Raw genomic sequence first — 19,907 nt, forward strand, 5'->3', positions numbered from 1 at the left:
GTCGGTTCGATCATGTCTGACAATGTGGTGATTCTGATTCGCTCACTCCTCATGAAAGCACCCCTGCCAGCCGGAGGTCGGCGGCGAGGACATCGAGTTGTTCATTGGTCGGCATCAATTGCGGCAGGCGCGGTTCACCGGCATCCACACCGAGCAGACGCAGCCCGCCCTTGCTCATCGCGACGCCGCCCAGTCGCGACATCGCGGCATTCAACGGCAGCAGGCCCGCATTGATCTCGCGGGCGCGCACCACGTCACCGGCGGTATAGGCGTCGAGCAGGGCACGCAGCCGCTCGGGCACGAGATGTCCGATGACACTGATGAATCCGGTCGCGCCGACCGACAGCCACGGCAGGTTCAGCGCATCGTCACCGGAGTAGAAATCCAGATCGGTATTCGCGATGAGATCCGCACCCGCGTTCAGATCGCCCTTGGCATCCTTGACCGCGACGATGCGCGGATGTTCGGCAAGTCTGCGAATGGTGTCGCTGGCAATGGGAACCACCGAGCGCGGCGGAATGTCGTAGAGGGTCACCGGCAGGTCGGTGGCGTCCGCGACGGCGGTGAAATGCGCGATCAGGCCATCCTGGGTGGGCCGGGAGTAGTACGGCGTCACCACGAGCAGGCCGTGCGCGCCCGCACGCTGGGCACTGCGGGCGAGTTCGATCGAATGCGCGGTGTCATAGGTGCCCGCGCCCGCGATCACGGTGGCACGTGCGCCGACGGCATCGACAACGGCGCGCAGCAGATCCGCCTTCTCCGATTCAGTGGTGGTCGGCGATTCCCCGGTGGTACCGGAAATCGCCAGCAAATCGACGCCGCGGTCGACCAGGCGGGCGGCGAGCGCGACCCCGGCGTCGACATTGAGCTTGCCGTCGGCACCGAAGGGGGTCACCATCGCGACACCTACCGTGCCGGACGCACGCAGCTGTGTTGGATTTGCGGTGCTCGCCGGCCCTACGTGGTTACGCATGCTGCCGCCTCCAGGCCTGAGGCTCACACCGCGGTGTAGGCGTCGATTCACCGTTCGTCATGGTCAGAAAGGCTACCCGCTCCCGGGAACAGCCTCGACACCCTCATCGCCGAACGGGCTGCCACGGCCAGTGATTCACCTCCCAGTATCCGGCCATGATGTCAAATCCGTCCTTGAATGACGCCATGAATGGCGTCACACTGATGTCATGGATTTGAATAAATACACCGCCCGGCTACGCGAGGACCTGATCGCAGCCGCCGCACTCGGTGACGAAAAGACCCAGGCCACCGCCGCCGCTCTGGCGGCCGCAACCGAGAGTTCGGCGCGATTGGCGCTGCTCGCGGCGTTATCGGACCTCGCCGCGGAGGTCAGCACAGAGCTCGGCGACCGAACAGTTCACGTCTCGGTGAATGGCACCGACGCCACCGTGGACGTCCGCAAGAATCCGGCGACGGAAAGCGAGCATCCGACGATCGAGGAGATGACCGGCGATATCAGCCGAGTCACGCTCCGGATGGTCGAGCAATTGAAGGCCAAGGCGGAGGAAGCCGCCGCCGCCAGCGGAGTCTCGTTGAACTCCTGGCTCTCGAATGCCGTCAGCGGCGCAGTGCGCGATCAGATGCGCGGGTACGGAGGCCCCAAGCGCGACGTTTGAAGGGACGCGACCCGGCGCCGCGACGAGCACACATCCGGAAGGTTGCGAGAAGTTCACAGTAGCGGCGCGAGATCGCCGCGGTCGCCGATGACTACCTCGTCCAATTCGAGCCAGTCCGCCATCTCGCGGAGGGCACCCGTCAGTGCCGCAGCGGTTTCCGGTGTACGGTGCCCCGGCTCGGCGAACGCACCGGGCACCAGCAGCCGTCCGGACGCGCGTTCGGCGCGCAGGTCGACGCGTCCCACGAGTTCTCCGTCCAGGAGGAACGGGAATACGTAGTACCCGTGCACCCGTTTGGGTTCCGGCGTGTAGATCTCGATCCGGTAGTGGAAGTCGAAGATCCGCTCGGTGCGTGTTCGGAAGAAGATGAGCGGATCGAACGGGCAGAGCAAGGCCGCACCCTCGATCCGGCGCGGGGTCGAGGCACCCGCGCGCAGGTAGGCGGGTTTACCCCAGCCCGACACCTCGACCGGTTCCAGTTCCCCGGCATCGACCAACTCCGCGATGGCCGGTTCGGTTTGGGAGCGGTGCAGGCGGTAGTAGTCGCGTAGGTCGGTCTCGGTTGCGACGCCGAGGGCGGTGCCCGCGCGCCGCACCAATTCCCGCACTGCCTCGGTCTCGGATACGTTGCGCGCCAAGATCTCCGGCGGGATCACTCGCTCGGCCAGGTCGTAATGACGGGTGAACCCGACTCGCTTGTCGACCGACAGCGCACCCGCCGCGAAGAGCGCCTCGCAGACCATCTTGGTATCGCTGAGATTCCACCACGACCCCTTCGGGCGCGGCTTGTCCAGCTCGAGGTGGCGTTCCACCTCACCGGCGGTAGCGGCGCCGACCTCGGTGATGACGTCGAGAATGTCCTTGCCGAGGGTAGGGTTGCGTTCGATCGCCCGGCGCATGCCGTTCCAGCGCCCGTGTTCGTATTTCCGCATCCGCCAGCGCATGAGCGGCCAGTCCTCGACCGGGATCAGCGCGGCCTCGTGCGCCCAGTATTCGACCAGTCGCCGCGGGCGTCGCACACCGTTGCTCCAGACGGCTTCGTCCAGCACGGTCCGGTCGTAACCGCCGATCCGGCTGAAGACCGGCGCGTAGTGCGCGCGCACCACCGCCGATACCGAATCCAGCTGCAGTAATTGGGTTCTGCCGAGCACGTCCAGGATCGTCCGCCGGGTCGGCGCGGCCGGTTTGCGCCGCCCGAAACCCTGCGCGGCCAGCGCCGTCCGACGCGCCGCGACCGCACTCATCGTCCGCATGATCACGACAATGCCATGGGGGTACGACAGATTCGGAGAGTCATCTGCCTGCCGGAGCGGGCGTGCACTTTGCTGACTTGCGCGCCACGGCCCGACAGGTTACGTCGAGACCGAGACCTCGCCCGCGGTGTCGATCTCGGTCCGCCGATCCCGGTCGGGTGCGTTCGCGAGAACTGTCGCCAGCACCCGTCGGCCCATCGGCAGTACCCGCACGGTCACCGAACCGGCATTGGCCGCATCCAATTCCCTGGTCGCCGATTCGATCACCTGCTGGCGCACCCATTTCGGCACACCGGCGAATCCGCCGTCGTCGAGTAGCACCACCTCGACCCCGCGCGAGCGCGCACCGCGGGCGGCGCTGCTCAACCCGTCGGTCACCAATTGTGGTGCGCGCAGACCGTCCCGGAGTTCGGCCTCCAGCAGCCTGCACTCTTCGCGTTCGCCCGCGGTGAGTTCAGCACCTTCGGCAATGCGTTCCAGAATCGGCCGGGCCACCTTGTCGAGCCGGGCCAGTTGCCGATCCCGCTCGCCGTTCTGCGCGGCCATGGTCGCCTCGGCGGCCGCGCGCATGGTCGCCTCCTCGCGCAGCAGCCGCAGCGAGCGCTGCATCGGCCGCATGACCGCCGCACCGATGGAGACCCCCGCCACCGTGGCGATCGGCACGACGGATCCGACCACCACCCGCAGACCGTTCGTCGCACCGACCACCGCGATCACCGCCGCGATGCCCGCGACACCGCACCACGCCACTCCCAATCGCCCGCGCACCACCAGTACCGCGAGTACATAGGACGACGCGAATGCGGTCCAGACCTGCTTGGACAGGCCGTGGTCGATACTCACGGTGGTCATCGCCGCCGCGATCGGCCCGGCCGCGGCAACCGCGATGGCAGCGGGCAGCGGCAGCGGATCGACCGGAATCACCAGGACCACCACTCCGGCACCGGCTACCAACACCAGCGCGGTCGCGGCCAGAAGCAGCGGGGACTCGGCGAAGTTGCGCACCATGTACAGCAGGATCGTGGCCTCGAAGATGACCAGGAAGAGCCAGGCCGAACGGTCCCGCAGCCCGAGCAGATCGCGCAGGCCGAATTCGTTCTCGATCTCAGCCATCGCCACCCCAGACCAGGGTCACCGTGGTCCCCTCTCCCGGTTGGGATTCCACGAAGCCGGCGCCACCGGCCAGCTGACGCATCCGGCCGAGGATACTGACCGAGACGCCGAGCCGATCGGCGGGCACCCGGTCCAGATCGAATCCCGCGCCGTCATCGCGGAATACGACACGGATACCACCCGCACTGATCGTCACTGTGACGGTGCGCTGGACGGTACGGCCCGCAACGGTGGCGTGGCGCAGACTATTTCGCGCCGCCTCGGCCAGGGCGGCGGCGATGGTGCCCGCCGCATGCACGGGCAGGCGCAGGTCATCGAGTCCGGCCCAGCGGCGCGCGGTGAATCGGATGCCCGGATTCACCGCGTAGATCGCCGAGCGCAGGAAGCCGATCGCCGATTGCGCGTCCAGTCGGTCGGGTTCGGTATTGGTGCCGCGACATTCGTCGAGTTGTTCCAGCGTGCGTTCGGCCTGACTGCGCAGCACCGGCGATTCGGCACCAGCGCGCGAAGCGTCGAGCAGGGTCGACAGCACCGCGTCATGGATCAATGCGGCGAAGCGGGCGCGCTCACGATCCCGGGCCGCGGCACCGGCCACGGCGGCTGCGCGCCGGCTCGCGATCACCGATTCCCGGTCCACCCGCGCGGCCGCCGCGAGCGCGAAGATGCAGCACCACAGGAATAGTGCGCACAGGCCCGCGGCCCTGGCGAAATCGCCGATGAGGGACCAGATCGTCGTGCTGGGCACCGCATACCGGTTCCCCACTGCCGCAGTTGCCGCGGCGACCACGAGATAGCCGGTGGCCAGCGCCGGACGCCAGGCCAATACGGCCGCCAGCACGCCGAGCGCGAGCACCCGATACATCCACACCGAAGTGGTATCCGTCAATGGCACGGCATAGATGAACGGTATGGTCGCAAGCGCCGCAAGATAACTCACCGCGGCCGCCCCGGCCACCACGCGAATCGCCCTGCGGCCCATGGTGAACGAGACGACCACGAGCACCGGGAACCAGCCGAGCGCCACGCCGACCACCAGGCTCGCCCACGGACCGGAGACGAATTTGGCTTGGTCGGCAATATCGGGTAGCTCGACGATCGCGACGATCACACCGGCGATGCCGACGGCCAGACCCATGCGGCGCAGGATGCGATCCGAGGCCGCTTCGACAATCTTCTCCCTGGACACCGCGGTCCGCCCACGGCGCCATCGGCTCGCCCGAAACAGGTCGACGGAGCTCGCAGTGGTTGTAGAGGTGTCCAGCGCGCTGGACGCGGTCATACCTGCGCCTCGCTGGCGCTCGGCTTCGTTATGCCCGCGATTGCGGCTGTGGTCATTGTCGCTCGCTCATGCGCGCGGATGCCGCTCGGGAACCGGTAGCCACCCGTCCTCTACCGCCCGCTTGTAGAGGTCGGTTTTGGTGGGAGCCGGACGACCCGCATCGGCGTACTTCTGCCGGATGCGCCCCAGATAGTCGTTGACGGTCTGTTCGGACAGTCCCGTCAATCGCGCGACACGGGACGCCTTCTCCCCGGAGGCGTAGAGGGTTAGCACCTCTTCCTGCCGCGGGCTCAGACCGACGTCGGACAGTTGCGGATCGCCGTCGATGGCAGCGGCCCAGTCGGTGGTCACCACCTGCTCACCCGATGCCGCGCGGCGCACCGCCGCGACCACCGTCGGCACATCCTCGGATTTGCGCACCACGCCGAGCACCCCGGCCTTCGCTGCCGCGCGTACCAGGAACGCGTTATCCGCGCCGGTGAATACGAGGACCTCGACGCCGCGGTTGCGCAGCGCGCGCACATTGTCTTCGGGCGAGGATCCGTCGGCCAGTCGCAAATCGAGAACGACCAGATCCAGCGGTGCGCTATTCGCCGCCGCCGCAAGCAATTCCGGCACGGTCCCCGCGGTCAGCACCAGATCCAGATCAGGTTCCGGCGCCAGCATCGCGGCAAGCCCGATCGCCACCGATTCGTGGTCTTCGACCAGCCCGATCCGACGCGGTGCTGTTTCGCCCCCTTCGGCCCACATCACCTCGACACTCCGTTCCCGAGCAAACTCGTCCACATCCCCTCCGCTACAACGTCACCTCGTAGTATGCCCGGATCCGCCGTATACCAGTCAGACACCAAAATTCGGGGGACGGCGCACTATCCCATGAGCTGCGCCGCGACGGTCGCGCCGAGTTCCCAGCACTGCTGGATCTCCTCTTTACCTGGCGCTCCCATCACGATGACCGGCGCGGCAACCTGCTCCCAGCCGAGTCCGGTGGTCACGCTTCGCACACCACGCTCGGCCCCCTCGGTGCCCTCATTGCCGTGCAGATAGAAGCCGAACGGCCGACCGCGCGTCGAGTCGAGGCACGGGTAATAGAACGTGTCGAACGCGTGCTTGAGCGCACCGGACATATAGCCGAGATTCGCCGGGCTACCGAGCAGATAACCATCAGCTGATAGCACATCGCTCGCGGTAACCGCCAGAGCCGCCCTCCGCTCGACCTGCACACCTTCGATCTCCGGATCCGTCGCCCCCGAGACAACCGCCTCGAACATGGCCTGCATATGCGGTGACGGAGTGTGATGAATGATCAGCAGCCGAGGCACATCGAGCAGCGTACTGCCGCCCACGAACTCGAGCGGATCTAAGGGGCCCCGGCTATTGACTAGCGACAAAATAGGAGGAAAATAAAGGTTTACACCAGAAAACCGGAAAGTACCGAAGATGTCGACGGAGACGTCCAAAGACATCGGAGGGATTTCAAGGATCTGGCCAGGCCCCCGGCAAGCCAGTCGAATATCGGAGTTGTCAGCGACGACTGAGACTCATGGATTCGATGGAGACTACCGGGGACTGTTCTGTATTGGGGGTCTTTTGCTCCGGCTGTTCTCGGAGGGGCTGTTCCCCGAGGACAGTATCGGGTGCCCGCAGTGAGGGCGAGGGGGTTAGGGGTTTGGGTCTAGTTTTTCCAGGGCTACTGCGCGGCGCATGGTTTCGCGAGCTCGGGTGCGGTCGCCGGCGTAGTCGTAGGCGCGGGCTAGGCGGTAGGAGACGCGCCAGTTGTCTGGATCCGCCTCCCATTCCTGTTTGACCTTGTTGAAGAGTTCGTCTGCGGCGGCGCGTTCGACGCGGCCGGAGGGACGGCGGGGGAGGTTCGAGGTGTCGAGTTCCAGGCCCTCGTTGTGGATGCGGCGGGCAAGGTGTTGGTGGGCCAGCGCGGCACGGAGGGTGGCTACGACGATCCAGACGCCGAGCAGCGGCAGGATCAGGACGCCGATGCCGATGACGACGGCGGCGAGGTCACCGGAACCTATGAGGCTGAGTGCGATGCGGCCGAGCAGCAGGAAGTAGAAGCCGAGCACCACGACCAGGGCCGCGATGAATGCGACGACCTTGCGGACGTCGCTGCCGGGTGCCTCGGTGTCCGAGCCCTGGTCTTCGGGCTGGACCGGTTCCTTTGTCACAGATCCAGGAACGGGTCGAGCCCGACGGTCAGGCCGGGGCGGTTCGCGATCTCGCGGACGCCGAGCAGTACACCGGGGGCGAAGGAGGAGCGGTCGATGGAATCGTGCCGAATGGTGAGGGTTTCACCCTGGGTGCCGAAGAGCACCTCCTGATGTGCGACGAGTCCGGCCAGGCGCACCGAATGCACCCGCACGCCGTCGACATCGGCGCCGCGGGCGCCCTCGAGTTCCTGGGTGGTGGCATCGGGGCTGCGGCCGACTCCGGCCTTGTCCCGCGCGGCGGCGATCAGCCCCGCGGTGCGATATGCGGTGCCCGAGGGCGCATCGACCTTGTTCGGATGATGCAGCTCGATGACCTCGACAGAATCGAAAAACCGCGCCGCCTGCTCGGCGAATCGCATGGACAGCACCGCGCCGATCGCGAAGTTCGGAGCAATCAGCACGCCGGTCTCCGGCCGGCCGGCCAACCAACCGCGCACCTCGTCCAGGCGGGCCTCATCGAATCCGGTGGTCCCGACGACAGCGTGAATTCCGCGCTCCACCAGGAACTTCAGATTCCCCATCACCACATCGGGATTGGTGAAGTCGACGACCACCTGGGTGCCCGACTCGGTGAACGACTCGAGCGAATCGTCCTTGTCGACGGTCGCGACCAACTCCAGATCGTCGGCCGCCCGCACCGCCGCACAGATCGCCTGACCGACTTTCCCCCGCGCACCGAGCACTCCGACCCGAATGGTCACCGCACCTCCTAATTCCACCAACGACTCCGCCAGCCTATCGACCCCGCTCCCCTCCCGGTCCGCTGACCTCTGGTGATCGGCGACACGCAGCTCACCCGCCGGCCATGTTCTCGGCCATCTTCTCCAGCAGGCGAACGGTCGCTACGTACTGGTCGTCGGTGATTCCGTCGAGCATGGCGCGACGGCGCTTGCCGATCAGGGCGTAGGCCTGGTGGTGGGAGATGCGGCCCGGCTCGGTGAGGGCGAGGGTCCCCGAATCGTCGGTGATGTCGCCGCGATCCACCAGTTGCGCGAGTTGGACGCCCCACTCCGAAGGGTCGTTCCAGAACGGGGCGAGGCCGTCGCGCACATCGGTGGCCGAGCGGGGGCCTTCGGCGAGTGAGTTGAGGATCTGCCAGTGGCGGCGAGTCAGACCGGACGCGGCCAGATCGTCCTCGAAGCGGGCGTCGATCCGGCGGTCGAGTTCCTTGAGCCAGTAGCCGATCGGACGCTGTGCTGCCATCATTCCTCCAAAGCATGTAAAATTACAACTACATGTAATATGACATGAAAGTAGGCCGGATGGAAGAGCACGATTCGGTCACCGCGGCCGTCGAGACAGCGATGGTGCGGATTCGGCGGCGGCAGACCCGCGGGGCAATGGGCAAGGATTCGCCGGTGCCGATCGCGGTGTTCCGAGTGCTGGACGCGGTGGCCGGTGCGAATGCGGACACCGTCGGGACCCTGGGCCCGGCCTTGGGCGTCGATCAGCCACGCGCGAGTCGCCTTGTCGCCCAGGCAGTTTCATCCGGCCACCTGGAGCGGGTGGCGGATCAGCAGGACGGCAGGCGAGCCGTCCTGCGACTGACCCCCGCCGGACGCGCCGTCGTCACCGCAGCGCGCGACGGCCGCCGCAGCGCGATGGCGGCCGCCATGGCGGACTGGACCGACCGTGAGCGCACCGAATTCGCCCGCCTGCTCGGACGATTCGTCGACGCCCTCGACGAACGCCCTGGAACGGGTACCTGAGAGCGGCCGCCGCGGATGACCAGACCGGCGGCGCGCGGTAGGCGGCCCGCGATGACAGATCCCCTCACACATGGGTCGTCCGAGGCTGGCGAGGGAACGCTCGGCGACGGTGTCCTGAGCGAGCCAGACCTGCCCGGTCCCACCGCTGCCGACTTCCGCGATGTCCTGCGACCGCGCCGGAGCAGCGTCACGCGAGCACACGCGACAACCGCGCAGGCCGGAGAACCGCCGCGCTAATCGAACACAATGACCTGCCGCAGCGCATGCCCGGCAGCGAGTTCGTCCATGGCGCGGTTGACTTCGTCCAATCCGACGTGCGAGGAAACCAGCTTCTCGACAGGCAACCGACCCTCGCGCCACATGCGAACGTACTCCGGGATATCGCGGGAGGGCACCGCCGAACCGAGGTAGCTGCCGATGATAGTGCGGCCTTGCGCGACCAACGCGAGGGGCGAAATACTCGCGCGGGCATCGGGGGCAGGTAGTCCGACGGTGACGGTCGCACCGCCGGGACCTGTTGCGGCAACAGCGGTTTCGAAGGCGCGGACATTGCCCGCGGCCTCGACCACGACATCCGCCTGGATGCCCTGGTCCGCGAGTTCGGTCGGTGTATACGCGGCGCTCGCGCCGAGTTCCTTTGCGAGAGCAAGCTTTTCCGGCACGGTATCGACGGCGATCACCTCATGCGCACCGAGCGACACCGCGACGAGCACCGCCGCCATGCCGACGCCGCCGAGCCCAACCACCATGATCCGATCTGCCACACCGGGTTTCGCGGAGTTGAGCAGCGCACCACCACCGGTGAGCACCGCGCAGCCCAGTACCGCCGCAACCTCCGGCGGCACATCGGCATCGACCGGAACCACCGATCGGCGATCGACGACGGCGTACGTCGCGAAGGCGGACACGCCGAGGTGATGGTGCACCTCCGCGCCCTCACGGTGTAGCCGCCGCCCACCGTTCAATAGCTCACCCGCATTATTGGAAACACTGCCCGGCCCACACGGCGTGCGGCCGTCACTGGCACAGCCCGCACACTCCCCACAGCGCGGCAGAAAGGTCATCACCACGCGCTGTCCCACCGCGAGATCACTGCCACCGGGACCGATCGCTTCGACGATGCCCGCGGCCTCGTGGCCGAGCAGCATCGGCACCGGTCGCACCCGGTTTCCGTCCACCACCGACAGGTCGGAATGACACAGCCCGGCGGCCTCGATCCGCACCAGCAGCTCACCCGGACCCGGCTCCCCCAGATCCAGCTCACAGACGGTGATCGGCGCCGACTCGGCGAACGGCGTGGGCGCTGCGATCCGCTCCAGGACCGCCCCTCGAATCTTCATTCCACGACGCTACCGCGCAGCGTCACAGACAGAGAAGCGGGTCACAGCCGGACACGCGGTCGAGGAAACATGGTGCCGATCACTCAGGGTGGCACGGTGGGTAGTGATTCGCTAACCTCGACGCCCGTGACGGTGCTCCCGTAGGCCGCCTTGTACCGAGCCCGGGGTCGGGACCGTCACGACACAAGGAGAAATCCCCTGTCAGTACAGTTCAATCACACCATTGTCGGATGTCGCGACAATCGGGTGTCCGCCGAATTCTGGTCGGACATCCTGGGTTTGGAACTAGGAAAAGAGTGGGGCCCGTTCATCCCACTTCCCACGGGTAATGGAGTCACCTTCGACTTCGCGAACGTGCCGGAACACATCTCCGAAATCCAGCCCCAGCATTACGCATTCCTGATCTCCGAGGCCGAGTTCGATGCGGCTTACGCCAAGATCCAGCGCTACAAACTGGAGCACTGGGCCGACCCGCGCCAACAGGGCGTCAACGAGATCAACCACAATGATGGCGGTCGCGGCGTCTACTTCGTCGACCCCAACGGCCACTTCTTGGAGCTGATCACCGTACCGTACGGCGGTTGGCCGACGTAGTGCACACCGTCGGGGCAGCCGCCAACCGCAGCTGCCCCGACGGTTGGTTCGTGAACCCCACTGGCCTGTTCGCGCGGGTCGGCTGAGCGTCACACCGCGGCGGTCGGCGGCCAGGGATTGGGTTTGACGCTGCTCGGTTTGCGGGTCGGCGCGTCATCCCAATCGAAGTGGTTGCCCACCCAGGCCTTCGGGCGATCGAAGTGGATTTCCTGGGCGGCGAAACGGGTGCCGATAAAGGAGATGTCGCCGAAGAAGTCGCCTTCGGTGAAATCGACTATGCGCCCGCCGAGCACTGTCCGCAGGAACCTGACGCCACCGTGGAACTCGGCCCGCGCGAAGTCCGTTTCGCGGGTGCCTCTGTTTCGTAGTCGATTCGACGCACCTACTCTGGCCTCGTCGAAGGCCGTGAGCGTGGCGTAGAACTGCGCGCCTCTGAATGTGACACGGGCACTCACGAATTCGGCGCGATCGAAGGCGATGTGGTCACCATCGAAGGCGGCACGCTCGAACGAGGTCAGCTCCGCCCGGAACTTCGCGTCCTGGAACGAGGTTCGCGCGCCGAGGAAGCGGGCGCCGCTGCAGTTGGTGCGCGGGCCTTGGAAGCAAGCGCTCTCGAACGACACCGAACCTTCGAATGTGACATCGGCGAAGGTGGTGCCGTTACCTGCCTGTTCGCGCTTTTCGATGCGGCTGGTATCGAACTTCGCGTGGTCGAACAGCGCAGGGCCGTCCCGGAACGTCGCACCGCGGAAGGTGACATGGTGGCCGTCGAAACGCACGCGTTCGAACGTCGTCGGCCCGATGAAGGTCGCCCCGGCGAACGACGTATGCCGCCCCGAGAACACCGCGTCCCGGAAATCGACTCTCTCCAGCACCGCGCCGTTGAAGGTCAGGTTGCACGCCGACCACAGGATGTCCGCAGACGGTCTCAGGTGTTGGGCGATCACGCGGACGATGGCGCGACGCACCTCCCGATCGTTCTGCCGGAACTGGTAGACCCGCTCGACCTTGATCCCGGCTTCGTCCGCCGATTCGGCCCGCGAGACAAGATGATTCGCGCCATCGACCGGTTCGTACGGCAGCTGCAGATATCCGCACAGCACATCTATGCACTGCTGTCTTCGACTCCGCGCGGAAAACTCATCGGCCACCCCCGCCATCGCATAAACCCCGGCGATCCGCACCGCCACATCCGCATCCCCCAACTGCCGCGCCGCCGCTCCGAACAACTCCGCGAACCGCCCCCGCTCCAGATCCCGCTGCCGCCGGTATGCCACCACCAATGCGACCGCGCCACCAACACCAGCCGCCACCGATAGCGCGATCTTGGTGAGATCCAACTGATTCGGGGTCTCGGACTTCGCACCCAGCAGCCACCACAACAACCACCAGGTCAGCCCGGCAATCACCAATCCACCGACAACCGCACCCAACACCGCGAGCAACAGTGCCGCGCGGTGTAGTCGGTCGCCCAACCGCCCCCATCGCATCACCGCATGGTAGCCGGATCGTCGCTCACCGACTACCCGGCCAGATCAGCTACTCTGCGCCCCTTACCTTTTCGAATGCATTCTTGGTGCGCGGCTGGCTGACCGATCCGGCGGTCACGGCAGATCGGTCACGCGCGGCCTGGGATCAGCTGTTGGTCGAACCGGCCAGACGAGTAGCGCCGAATCGGCTACCCCTGCGCTCCTTGCGTTTTCGCTTCCTGATTCCGACGCAACCCCAACCCCGCCGCGACCAGGCACGCGAACGCGACCGCACCGACGAACCACGGGAACACCTCGCTCAGCCCCCATTCGGTGGCCGCCCATCCGGCGAGAATGGTCGGCAACGCCATGGCCGAATAAGCGAGCAGGTAGTACGCCGACATGGTCTCGCCGCGCTTGTGTTGCGGCACAACCTCGGACAGATGCCGCAGCGAACCACCGAACCCGAGTCCGAAGGTCGCGCCGAGCAACACTCCGGCCAGCAGCACCACGACCCAGTTGCCGGTGTGCAATGCGGGCACCGTGAGCACCAGTGCCACCGCCATGCCGGTGTCGCCGCCGATTGCCGCGCGCCGCGCCGGAATTCCGGTCGCGAACAGCTGAGCCGTGGCACCGGCGATGGCGGTCGACGCGACGACCGCGCCACCGAAGACCAGATTGTGGATGCCGGTCTCAGCCGAGGCGAGCGACGGATACAGCGACAGCAGCACACCGAGCACCGACCAAGCCGCCATCACGCCCAGCGCCGAGAACCAGAAGTCACCGCGAATCTCCTGCGGCACAGCCGGCTTCGCGATCGTGATGCGCCCGGCGATGCGAGCGGTATGCGGTTCCCGCAACGCGATGACACCGACGCCGATGAGCAGGCACACCACCGTGATGACGACGTACGGCATGCGCAGCGGATGCGGTGCGTACTGCGCCAGCAATGCCGAACCCAGAATCGCCACGGCCATACCGACATTGAAGGCGACGCCGCTGAGCTGACCGGACCGCGCACCGTGCTTCGGCCGCAGATCCAGCAGCGCGGCGGCACCGGCCACGACCGTCGAGCCGACCGCCAATCCGTGCAGCGCCCGCGCCACCAGCAACATCGCGACATTGTCGGCCAACAGGAACACCACAAGCCCGATGATCATGGTGACGATCGCGCCGAGCAGCACCGGCTTGCGACCGACCACATCGGAGATTCGCCCCGAGACCAGCACCGCGGCCAACGCCGCCAATGCGTACACCGCGAAGACGAAGGTCGTCGTCAGCGGCGTGAAATGCCATTCCTTCTGGTACATGCCATACAGCGGCGCGGGTACACCGGACACGCCGAGCGCCACCCCGCTCGCCGCCAATATCAGCGCGTATGCCCAACGCTGTGAGGTCTGCTGGTCGACCGCCACCGTCATTGTCGCTGTCATCGGAACCCCGATCAGGTAAGTTTGATGATGATCGAACTTCAATAGACGATACAGCCGGTACGATAGCCATCAAACCACTGTGAGGTAGATCATGACCGAAACCAAGGAATCGGCCACCGAGACGGCGCCGGTCGCCTCGTTACCCGCCGTGCTCGGCGCATTGCAGGATCCGGTACGGCTGGAAATGGTGCGACGGCTGAGCAATGCGGGCACCGCCGTGCGCTGCGGTGCGCTCTACGAGGTGATCAACAAGTCGACCGCCACCCACCACTTCAAGATTCTGCGCGAAGCCGGTGTCATCGAGCGATTGATTATCGACGGGCAGACCTGCCAGCGCCTGCGCTCCGAGGATCTCGACCATGCCCTGCCCGGCCTGCTGCCCTCGATCGTCGAGGCGGCGAACCGCGCCCACAGCGACTGAGCTAACCCGTGGGTGTCGGCAGCACCGGCGGCGTGAAATGGAACGTCGGAAGGGGCGGCGGTGTGAAGTGGAAGGTTGGCGCGGGCGACGGTGATTTCGGGGCGGTCGGCACCGAAGTCCGCTCATCGCTGTGGAAAATCTGCGTCGCGGTCTGCTGCAAACCCCACCCGATCGCGAGCGCCGTCAATACCGCGACCAACAACACGCCCCCGACGTACGCGTCGAACATCCGCCACCGGTACTCCAGCGCCTGCACCAGCAGAATCTCGAGCAGCAACGTCACAACCACAATGCCGACGATCGCGACGAATACCCCGAACGCCGCGGGCTGACGAGCCCAATGCCGCAGCGCGGCAAGCATTCCCACGAGTAGCAGCCCGCCACCGATCACGATGATCACGCTCAGCAGCGCGAATTCCTCCCCGGCACCGCGATCCGACTCGCCGTCGCGCCGCACGACCCACGCGCCGAACAGCAGCAGATGCGCCAGCGCGGCACCCACGACCCCCACCAGCACAACGATGTACCCGCCACGCACCTCCTCGGCCGACCAATCCGATCGCAATACCAGCGCACCGATATCCGTGACGAAACTCGACAGCAGCCCGATCACCAACGCCAGCAACGCTTCCGGACGACGCAGCAGCCGCTTGCGCATATATTCTCGCGGCAATTGGCGACCCAGCTTCCGGAACACGCCGAACCACGCACCGAGCACACCCACGAAAAGCACGGGTGTCAGGACACGCATACCACCGGTGGGAATCCACATCGATAGGGAAACCACGGCCGCCGCGAAGAACCACACCCAAGCGGCCAGTCTTATCAGCGCTCGCCACATGATTTCGGCGAGCAGCCGACGTGCGCCCGCATTGCCCGGATTCGACCCGAGCAGCCCACGCAGCGTCGCGACGGCCTTATCCCTGGTCGCGATGTTCTCGAAGTCCAGCCGCGCCCGGGTCTGCAGCAGTTCGGCATGTACCGGATCCTCGGCGAGACCGGCCTCGACGTGGCGGCGCGCCGCATCCGAATCATGCAGTCGCCGATAAGTTTCCGCCGCATGGGCGTGTGTACCCGCATGCGCGGGGGCGAGTTGCGTTGCCCGTTCGAGAGCGTCGCGGGCTTCGGCTCGCGGTTTATCGGAGGTCGCCGCATTGGCGATGACCCGAGCCAGCACCAGCAGGGCGGCAACATTGTCCGGCGCCAACCGGGTCGCCATGCGGGCGTGCCGTTGCGCTTCCTCACGCATGGTGTAGGCATCATAGGCCAGGGCCGCGGTCAGATACGCGTCGAAGCGCGCTGGATCGGCGGCGATAGCCGCGGTCGCATAGCGCAGCGCCTCGTCGGTCTGATCGAGCCGATAGGCGATGTCGGCCATGCGTTCCAGCAGCATCGGGTCGTCGGGTTGGACCACCAAGGCCGCACCGATGATCCGGCGCGCTTCGCCCAGCCGTCCGAGGTCGGCCGCCACCTGGGCGCGACCGAGCGCCGATCCCGTCATGTCCACCCCCGATCGGATCGGTGGCCGACGCGAATCGCACCGGCCACCAATGCCTACCTCAGCCTTCGACCAATCGCCGCACCGCGGCAGGCAAGTCCCGGGCGCGCCGATACGGTCCGGCCACCGCGGCCGCGAATGGCCGCGCGAGCAGAGTGCGGGCGATCGCGGAAACCTCGTCGGTGGTCACCGCATCGATGCGGGCCAGCGTCTCCGAGACGCTGCGGTGGTTGCCGTAACTCAGTTCGCTGCGACCGATCCGGTTCATCCGCGAGGCCGAATCCTCCAGGCCGAGCACCAGACCACCACGCAACGACCCCTTGGCGCGCGCGCATTCCGCGTCGGTAATGCCGTTGGCCGCAATCTCTTCCAGCACCCCGCGCGCCAGTGTCGCCACCTTGCTCAGATTTTCCGGCTGACAGCCGATGTACACCGAGAACGCGCCGGTATCGGCGAAGGTATCCACGCTGGAGTACACCGAGTAGGCCAGCCCGCGTTCCTCCCGAATGCGTTGGAACAGCCGCGAACTCAGGCCACCGCCGACCACGGTGTTGAGCACCGACAGCGGCCAGCGCCGCTCCCCCTCATGCCGCCCGAACGCCCGCACGCCGAAGGCCAGATGTGCCTGCTCGCTGTCGCGATGGCTCCAGTGCAGCGCCGGTACGCTGTGCGGCCGAAAGCGGCCCTCGCGGCGGGGGGCCGGCTCGGCGATCGGGTCGAGCCGGGGCGCGAATGCGCGATGCACCAATTCCACGGTGTGTTCGTGCTCCACATTGCCCGCGACCGCGACGACCATCCGATCCGGCCGATAGCGACGCAGATGGAAGCCGCGCAGCTGGGCGGCATTCATCGCCTCGATGGTTTCGATGGAGCCGATCACCGGACGCCCGATCGGATGATCCCCGAAGAGCGCGGATAGAAATGCGTCGCCGACCAGATCCTCCGGATCGTCGTCGCGCATGGCGATCTCCTCGAGCACCACCTGCCGCTCGACGTCCACATCCTCGGCCCGGCACAGGCCGTTGAGTACGACATCAGAGACCATATCGACGGCCAGCGGCAGATCCTCGTCCAAGACGTGGGCGTAGTAGCAGGTCTGCTCCTTCGCCGTGAACGCGTTGAGCTCACCGCCGACCGCGTCCATCGCCTGCGCGATATCCAATGCAGAACGCGTCGGAGTCGCCTTGAACAGTAGGTGTTCCAGGAAATGCGCGGCACCAGCGACGGTCGGTCCCTCGTCGCGCGAGCCGACCCCAACCCAGACCCCGATCGATGCCGAACGCACGCCGGGCACATGTTCGGTGACCACGCGCAGCCCGCCGGGTAATACGGTGCGCCGTACTCCCGCATCGGTGCCCCGCATCTGGTCCATCCGCAGCTCCAGAGACGAACCCCCCTGCTCGCCGCGGAGCAGAGGGGTTGCCGTCTTCTTCTTCGTCACAGAGACAAGTACTACTCGGTCTCCGCCTGGCCCGCATCAACGGTTTCCGCCGACTCGGACTCGTCGGCGTTCTCGTCGACCGGCACCAGCGAGATCTTGCCGCGGTTGTCGATATCGGCGATCTCCACGCGCAGCTTGTCGCCGACGTTCACCACGTCCTCGACCTTGGCCACGCGCTTGCCGTTGCCCAGCTTGGAGATGTGCACCAGACCGTCGCGGCCGGGCAGCAACGAGACGAACGCGCCGAAGGCGGTGGTCTTGACGACCGTGCCCAGGAAGCGCTCGCCGACCTTCGGCAGCTGCGGGTTGGCGATGGCGTTGATCTGGTCGATCGCCGCCTGCGCCGCCGGGCCGTTGGTCGCACCGACGTAGACCGTGCCGTCGTCCTCGATGGAGATATTGGCGCCGGTCTCCTCGGTGATCTGGTTGATCACCTTGCCCTTCGGGCCGATGACCTCACCGATCTTGTCTACCGGGATCTTGATCGCGGTGACGCGCGGTGCGTAGGGGCTCATCTCGTCCGGTGTGGCGATGGCCTCGGCCATGACCTCCAGGATGGCGGTGCGGGCGTCGTGTGCCTGGCTCAGCGCACCGGCCAGCACCTGTGAGGGGATGCCGTCCAGCTTGGTGTCGAGCTGCAGTGCGGTGACGAAGTCCGGGGTACCCGCGACCTTGAAGTCCATGTCACCGAAGGCATCCTCGGCGCCGAGGATGTCGGTCAGCGCGACGTAGCGGACCTCGTCTTCGCCCTTGTCGTTCTTGATGGTGTCCGACACCAGGCCCATCGCGATACCAGCGACCGGCGCCTTCAGCGGCACACCGGCGTTCAGCAGCGACAGGGTCGAGGCGCACACCGAGCCCATCGAGGTGGAACCGTTGGAGCTCAACGCTTCCGAGACCTGACGGATGGCGTAGGGGAACTCTTCCTGGCTCGGGAGAACCGGCATGAGGGCCCGCTCTGCCAGGGCGCCGTGGCCGATCTCGCGACGCTTCGGCGAACCGACGCGACCGGTCTCACCGGTGGAGAACGGCGGGAAGTTGTAGTGGTGCATGTAGCGCTTGGAGGTCTCCGGGCCGAGCGAGTCGACCTGCTGGGCCATCTTCACCATGTCGAGGGTGGTGACACCCATGATCTGGGTCTCGCCACGCTCGAACAGCGCCGAACCGTGCGCGCGTGGGATCACGGCGACCTCGGCGGACAGGGCACGGATATCGGCCAGACCGCGACCGTCGATGCGGAAGCCGTCGGACAGGATGCGCTGGCGCACCAGCTTCTTGGTGACCGAGCGGAATGCCGCGCCCAGTTCCTTCTCGCGACCGGTGAAGTCGTCGGCCAGCCGGTCCAGCACGGCGAGCTTGATCTCGTCGATCTTCGCCTCGCGCTCCTGCTTGTCGGCAATGCTCAGCGCCTCGCCCAGCTCACGCTTGGCGGTGCCTTCGACGGCCTCGTAGACATCGGCCTCGTACGGCGGGAAGAGCGGGAACTCCTCGGTCGGCTTGGCTGCCAGCGAGGCCAGATCCTGCTGCGCCTTGCACAGCCGGGCGATGAACGGCTTGGCGGCCTCGAGGCCCTGCGCCACTACGGCCTCGGTCGGCGCCTGCGCACCGTCGGCGACCAGCGCGATGACCTTATCGGTGGCCTCGGCCTCGACCATCATGATGGCCACGTCACCGGATTCCACGACCCGGCCCGCGACGACCATGTCGAAGACCGCGCCCTCGAGCTGCTCGACGGTCGGGAATGCGACCCACTGGCCGTCGATCAGCGCGACGCGCACGCCGCCGACCGGACCGGAGAAGGGCAGGCCCGAGATCTGGGTGGACGCGGATGCGGCGTTGATGGCCACGACGTCGTACAGATCGTTCGGGTCCAGGCTCAGCACGGTGACCACGACCTGGATCTCGTTGCGCAGGCCGTCGACGAAGGACGGACGCAGCGGACGGTCGATCAGGCGGCAGGTCAGGATCGCATCGGTGGAGGGGCGGCCCTCCCGGCGGAAGAACGAACCCGGGATGCGGCCCGCGGCGTACATGCGCTCTTCGACATCGACCGTCAGCGGGAAGAAGTCGAACTGATCCTTGGGGTGCTTGCCCGCGGTGGTCGCGGACAGCAGCATGGTCTCGTCGTCCAGGTAGGCGACGACCGAACCGGCGGCCTGGCGGGCCAGACGGCCGGTCTCGAAGCGGACGGTGCGGGTTCCGTAGGTGCCGTTATCGATCAGCGCGACGGATTCGAACACACCGGGTTCGACCTCGATGGCCGATGATGTAGCTGTTTCGGACATTTTTCTGCTCTCAACCTCTCGTCTTCGCTGGATCGAGCGCCAGGAAGGCGCGATCCAGCTGTCGTCAGCCGTCCCGGATCCGGACGCGCGGCAACCCTCCTGGCTGCGACGCGCGCACCCGGCCGGATCCCCTTGGAAACGGCGACGCGGAGGCGGTCATCGATCGAAGCCCGCCGGCGACTGCTCGCCTGCCGGGAGGCCACTACCGAAGACCGACGC

At 66.6% G+C, this 19,907-nt stretch carries 19 protein-coding genes; 4 read left to right on the forward strand and 15 right to left on the reverse strand.

Translation table 11 applies throughout. From position 1 onward, the window contains the following. Positions 1–49: 49 nt before the first annotated feature. Positions 50–973, reverse strand: coding sequence for a 4-hydroxy-tetrahydrodipicolinate synthase (dapA, locus tag ACIBJI_RS22310; RefSeq protein ID WP_397085537.1), 924 nt, complete (start codon positions 971–973; stop codon positions 50–52). A gap of 208 nt (positions 974–1,181) precedes the next feature. On the opposite strand from dapA, the gene ACIBJI_RS22315 reads away from it, so the two are divergent. Continuing rightward, positions 1,182–1,631: a toxin-antitoxin system HicB family antitoxin gene (locus ACIBJI_RS22315; protein ID WP_364341491.1), complete on the forward strand. Its 450-nt coding sequence runs from the start codon at positions 1,182–1,184 to the stop codon at positions 1,629–1,631. A gap of 53 nt (positions 1,632–1,684) precedes the next feature. Here the strand turns inward: ACIBJI_RS22315 and ACIBJI_RS22320 are convergent, their stop codons facing one another. The 8 genes from ACIBJI_RS22320 to ACIBJI_RS22355 all read right to left on the reverse strand — a co-directional run bounded on the left by ACIBJI_RS22320 (position 1,685) and on the right by ACIBJI_RS22355 (position 8,701). Then, entirely contained in the window at positions 1,685–2,884 is a 1,200-nt protein-coding gene (locus ACIBJI_RS22320; RefSeq protein WP_364341493.1) for a DNA glycosylase AlkZ-like family protein, read from the reverse strand. Positions 2,885–2,983: 99 nt separating this feature from the next. Then, positions 2,984–3,997: a hypothetical protein gene (locus tag ACIBJI_RS22325; protein WP_364341495.1), complete on the reverse strand. Its 1,014-nt coding sequence runs from the start codon at positions 3,995–3,997 to the stop codon at positions 2,984–2,986. Further along, entirely contained in the window at positions 3,990–5,276 is a 1,287-nt protein-coding gene (locus ACIBJI_RS22330) for an ATP-binding protein (protein ID WP_396956045.1), read from the reverse strand. Before ACIBJI_RS22330 ends, ACIBJI_RS22325 begins: the two co-directional genes overlap by 8 nt. A 66-nt stretch (positions 5,277–5,342) precedes the next feature. Next, complete coding sequence (locus ACIBJI_RS22335) at positions 5,343–6,026, reverse strand: response regulator (RefSeq protein WP_396956479.1); 684 nt, start codon at positions 6,024–6,026, stop codon at positions 5,343–5,345. A gap of 119 nt (positions 6,027–6,145) precedes the next feature. Then, positions 6,146–6,598 (reverse strand): flavodoxin family protein, encoded by a 453-nt coding sequence (locus tag ACIBJI_RS22340; protein ID WP_397085661.1) that lies wholly within the window; start codon positions 6,596–6,598, stop codon positions 6,146–6,148. Positions 6,599–6,937: 339 nt separating this feature from the next. After that, a complete protein-coding gene (locus ACIBJI_RS22345) occupies positions 6,938–7,456 on the reverse strand; it encodes a hypothetical protein (RefSeq protein WP_396956046.1) in 519 nt (172 codons plus the stop codon). Beyond that, positions 7,453–8,199 carry a 4-hydroxy-tetrahydrodipicolinate reductase gene (dapB, locus tag ACIBJI_RS22350; protein ID WP_364341499.1) on the reverse strand — a complete coding sequence of 249 codons (747 nt, stop codon included), beginning with the start codon at positions 8,197–8,199 and terminating at the stop codon, positions 7,453–7,455. Before dapB ends, ACIBJI_RS22345 begins: the two co-directional genes overlap by 4 nt. Positions 8,200–8,290: 91 nt before the next feature. Next, positions 8,291–8,701, reverse strand: coding sequence for a MarR family winged helix-turn-helix transcriptional regulator (locus tag ACIBJI_RS22355; RefSeq protein WP_396956048.1), 411 nt, complete (start codon positions 8,699–8,701; stop codon positions 8,291–8,293). Between the two features lie 59 nt (positions 8,702–8,760). On the opposite strand from ACIBJI_RS22355, the gene ACIBJI_RS22360 reads away from it, so the two are divergent. Then, a complete protein-coding gene (locus tag ACIBJI_RS22360; RefSeq protein ID WP_397085540.1) occupies positions 8,761–9,207 on the forward strand; it encodes a MarR family winged helix-turn-helix transcriptional regulator in 447 nt (148 codons plus the stop codon). A gap of 233 nt (positions 9,208–9,440) precedes the next feature. On the opposite strand, the gene ACIBJI_RS22365 is transcribed toward ACIBJI_RS22360, so the two are convergent. Continuing rightward, positions 9,441–10,547 carry an alcohol dehydrogenase catalytic domain-containing protein gene (locus ACIBJI_RS22365; protein WP_396956050.1) on the reverse strand — a complete coding sequence of 369 codons (1,107 nt, stop codon included), beginning with the start codon at positions 10,545–10,547 and terminating at the stop codon, positions 9,441–9,443. Positions 10,548–10,745: 198 nt separating this feature from the next. Between ACIBJI_RS22365 and ACIBJI_RS22370 the strand changes: the two genes are divergently transcribed. Then, positions 10,746–11,141: a VOC family protein gene (locus ACIBJI_RS22370; RefSeq protein ID WP_364342010.1), complete on the forward strand. Its 396-nt coding sequence runs from the start codon at positions 10,746–10,748 to the stop codon at positions 11,139–11,141. Positions 11,142–11,230: 89 nt separating this feature from the next. Here ACIBJI_RS22370 and ACIBJI_RS22375 read toward each other — a convergent pair whose 3' ends face one another. Both ACIBJI_RS22375 and ACIBJI_RS22380 read right to left on the reverse strand, forming a co-directional pair. Further along, entirely contained in the window at positions 11,231–12,631 is a 1,401-nt protein-coding gene (locus ACIBJI_RS22375) for a pentapeptide repeat-containing protein (protein WP_364341507.1), read from the reverse strand. A 188-nt stretch (positions 12,632–12,819) separates the two neighbouring features. Then, positions 12,820–14,055, reverse strand: a complete 1,236-nt coding sequence (locus ACIBJI_RS22380) for an MFS transporter (protein ID WP_397085663.1) — start codon at positions 14,053–14,055, stop codon at positions 12,820–12,822. A 79-nt stretch (positions 14,056–14,134) separates the two neighbouring features. Between ACIBJI_RS22380 and ACIBJI_RS22385 the strand changes: the two genes are divergently transcribed. After that, positions 14,135–14,464 (forward strand): helix-turn-helix domain-containing protein, encoded by a 330-nt coding sequence (locus tag ACIBJI_RS22385; protein WP_364341509.1) that lies wholly within the window; start codon positions 14,135–14,137, stop codon positions 14,462–14,464. Between the two features lies 1 nt (position 14,465). Here ACIBJI_RS22385 and ACIBJI_RS22390 read toward each other — a convergent pair whose 3' ends face one another. The 3 genes from ACIBJI_RS22390 to ACIBJI_RS22400 all read right to left on the reverse strand — a co-directional run bounded on the left by ACIBJI_RS22390 (position 14,466) and on the right by ACIBJI_RS22400 (position 19,688). Continuing rightward, positions 14,466–15,965: a tetratricopeptide repeat protein gene (locus ACIBJI_RS22390; RefSeq protein WP_397085543.1), complete on the reverse strand. Its 1,500-nt coding sequence runs from the start codon at positions 15,963–15,965 to the stop codon at positions 14,466–14,468. A gap of 58 nt (positions 15,966–16,023) precedes the next feature. Then, on the reverse strand, positions 16,024–17,334 hold the full coding sequence (locus ACIBJI_RS22395) for a pitrilysin family protein (protein WP_364341513.1): 1,311 nt from the start codon (positions 17,332–17,334) through the stop codon (positions 16,024–16,026). An 80-nt stretch (positions 17,335–17,414) separates the two neighbouring features. Then, positions 17,415–19,688, reverse strand: a complete 2,274-nt coding sequence (locus tag ACIBJI_RS22400; RefSeq protein ID WP_364341515.1) for a polyribonucleotide nucleotidyltransferase — start codon at positions 19,686–19,688, stop codon at positions 17,415–17,417. Positions 19,689–19,907: the final 219 nt, after the last annotated feature.

The organism is Nocardia sp. NPDC050408, from assembly GCF_044458905.1.
Lineage (GTDB): Bacteria > Actinomycetota > Actinomycetes > Mycobacteriales > Mycobacteriaceae > Nocardia.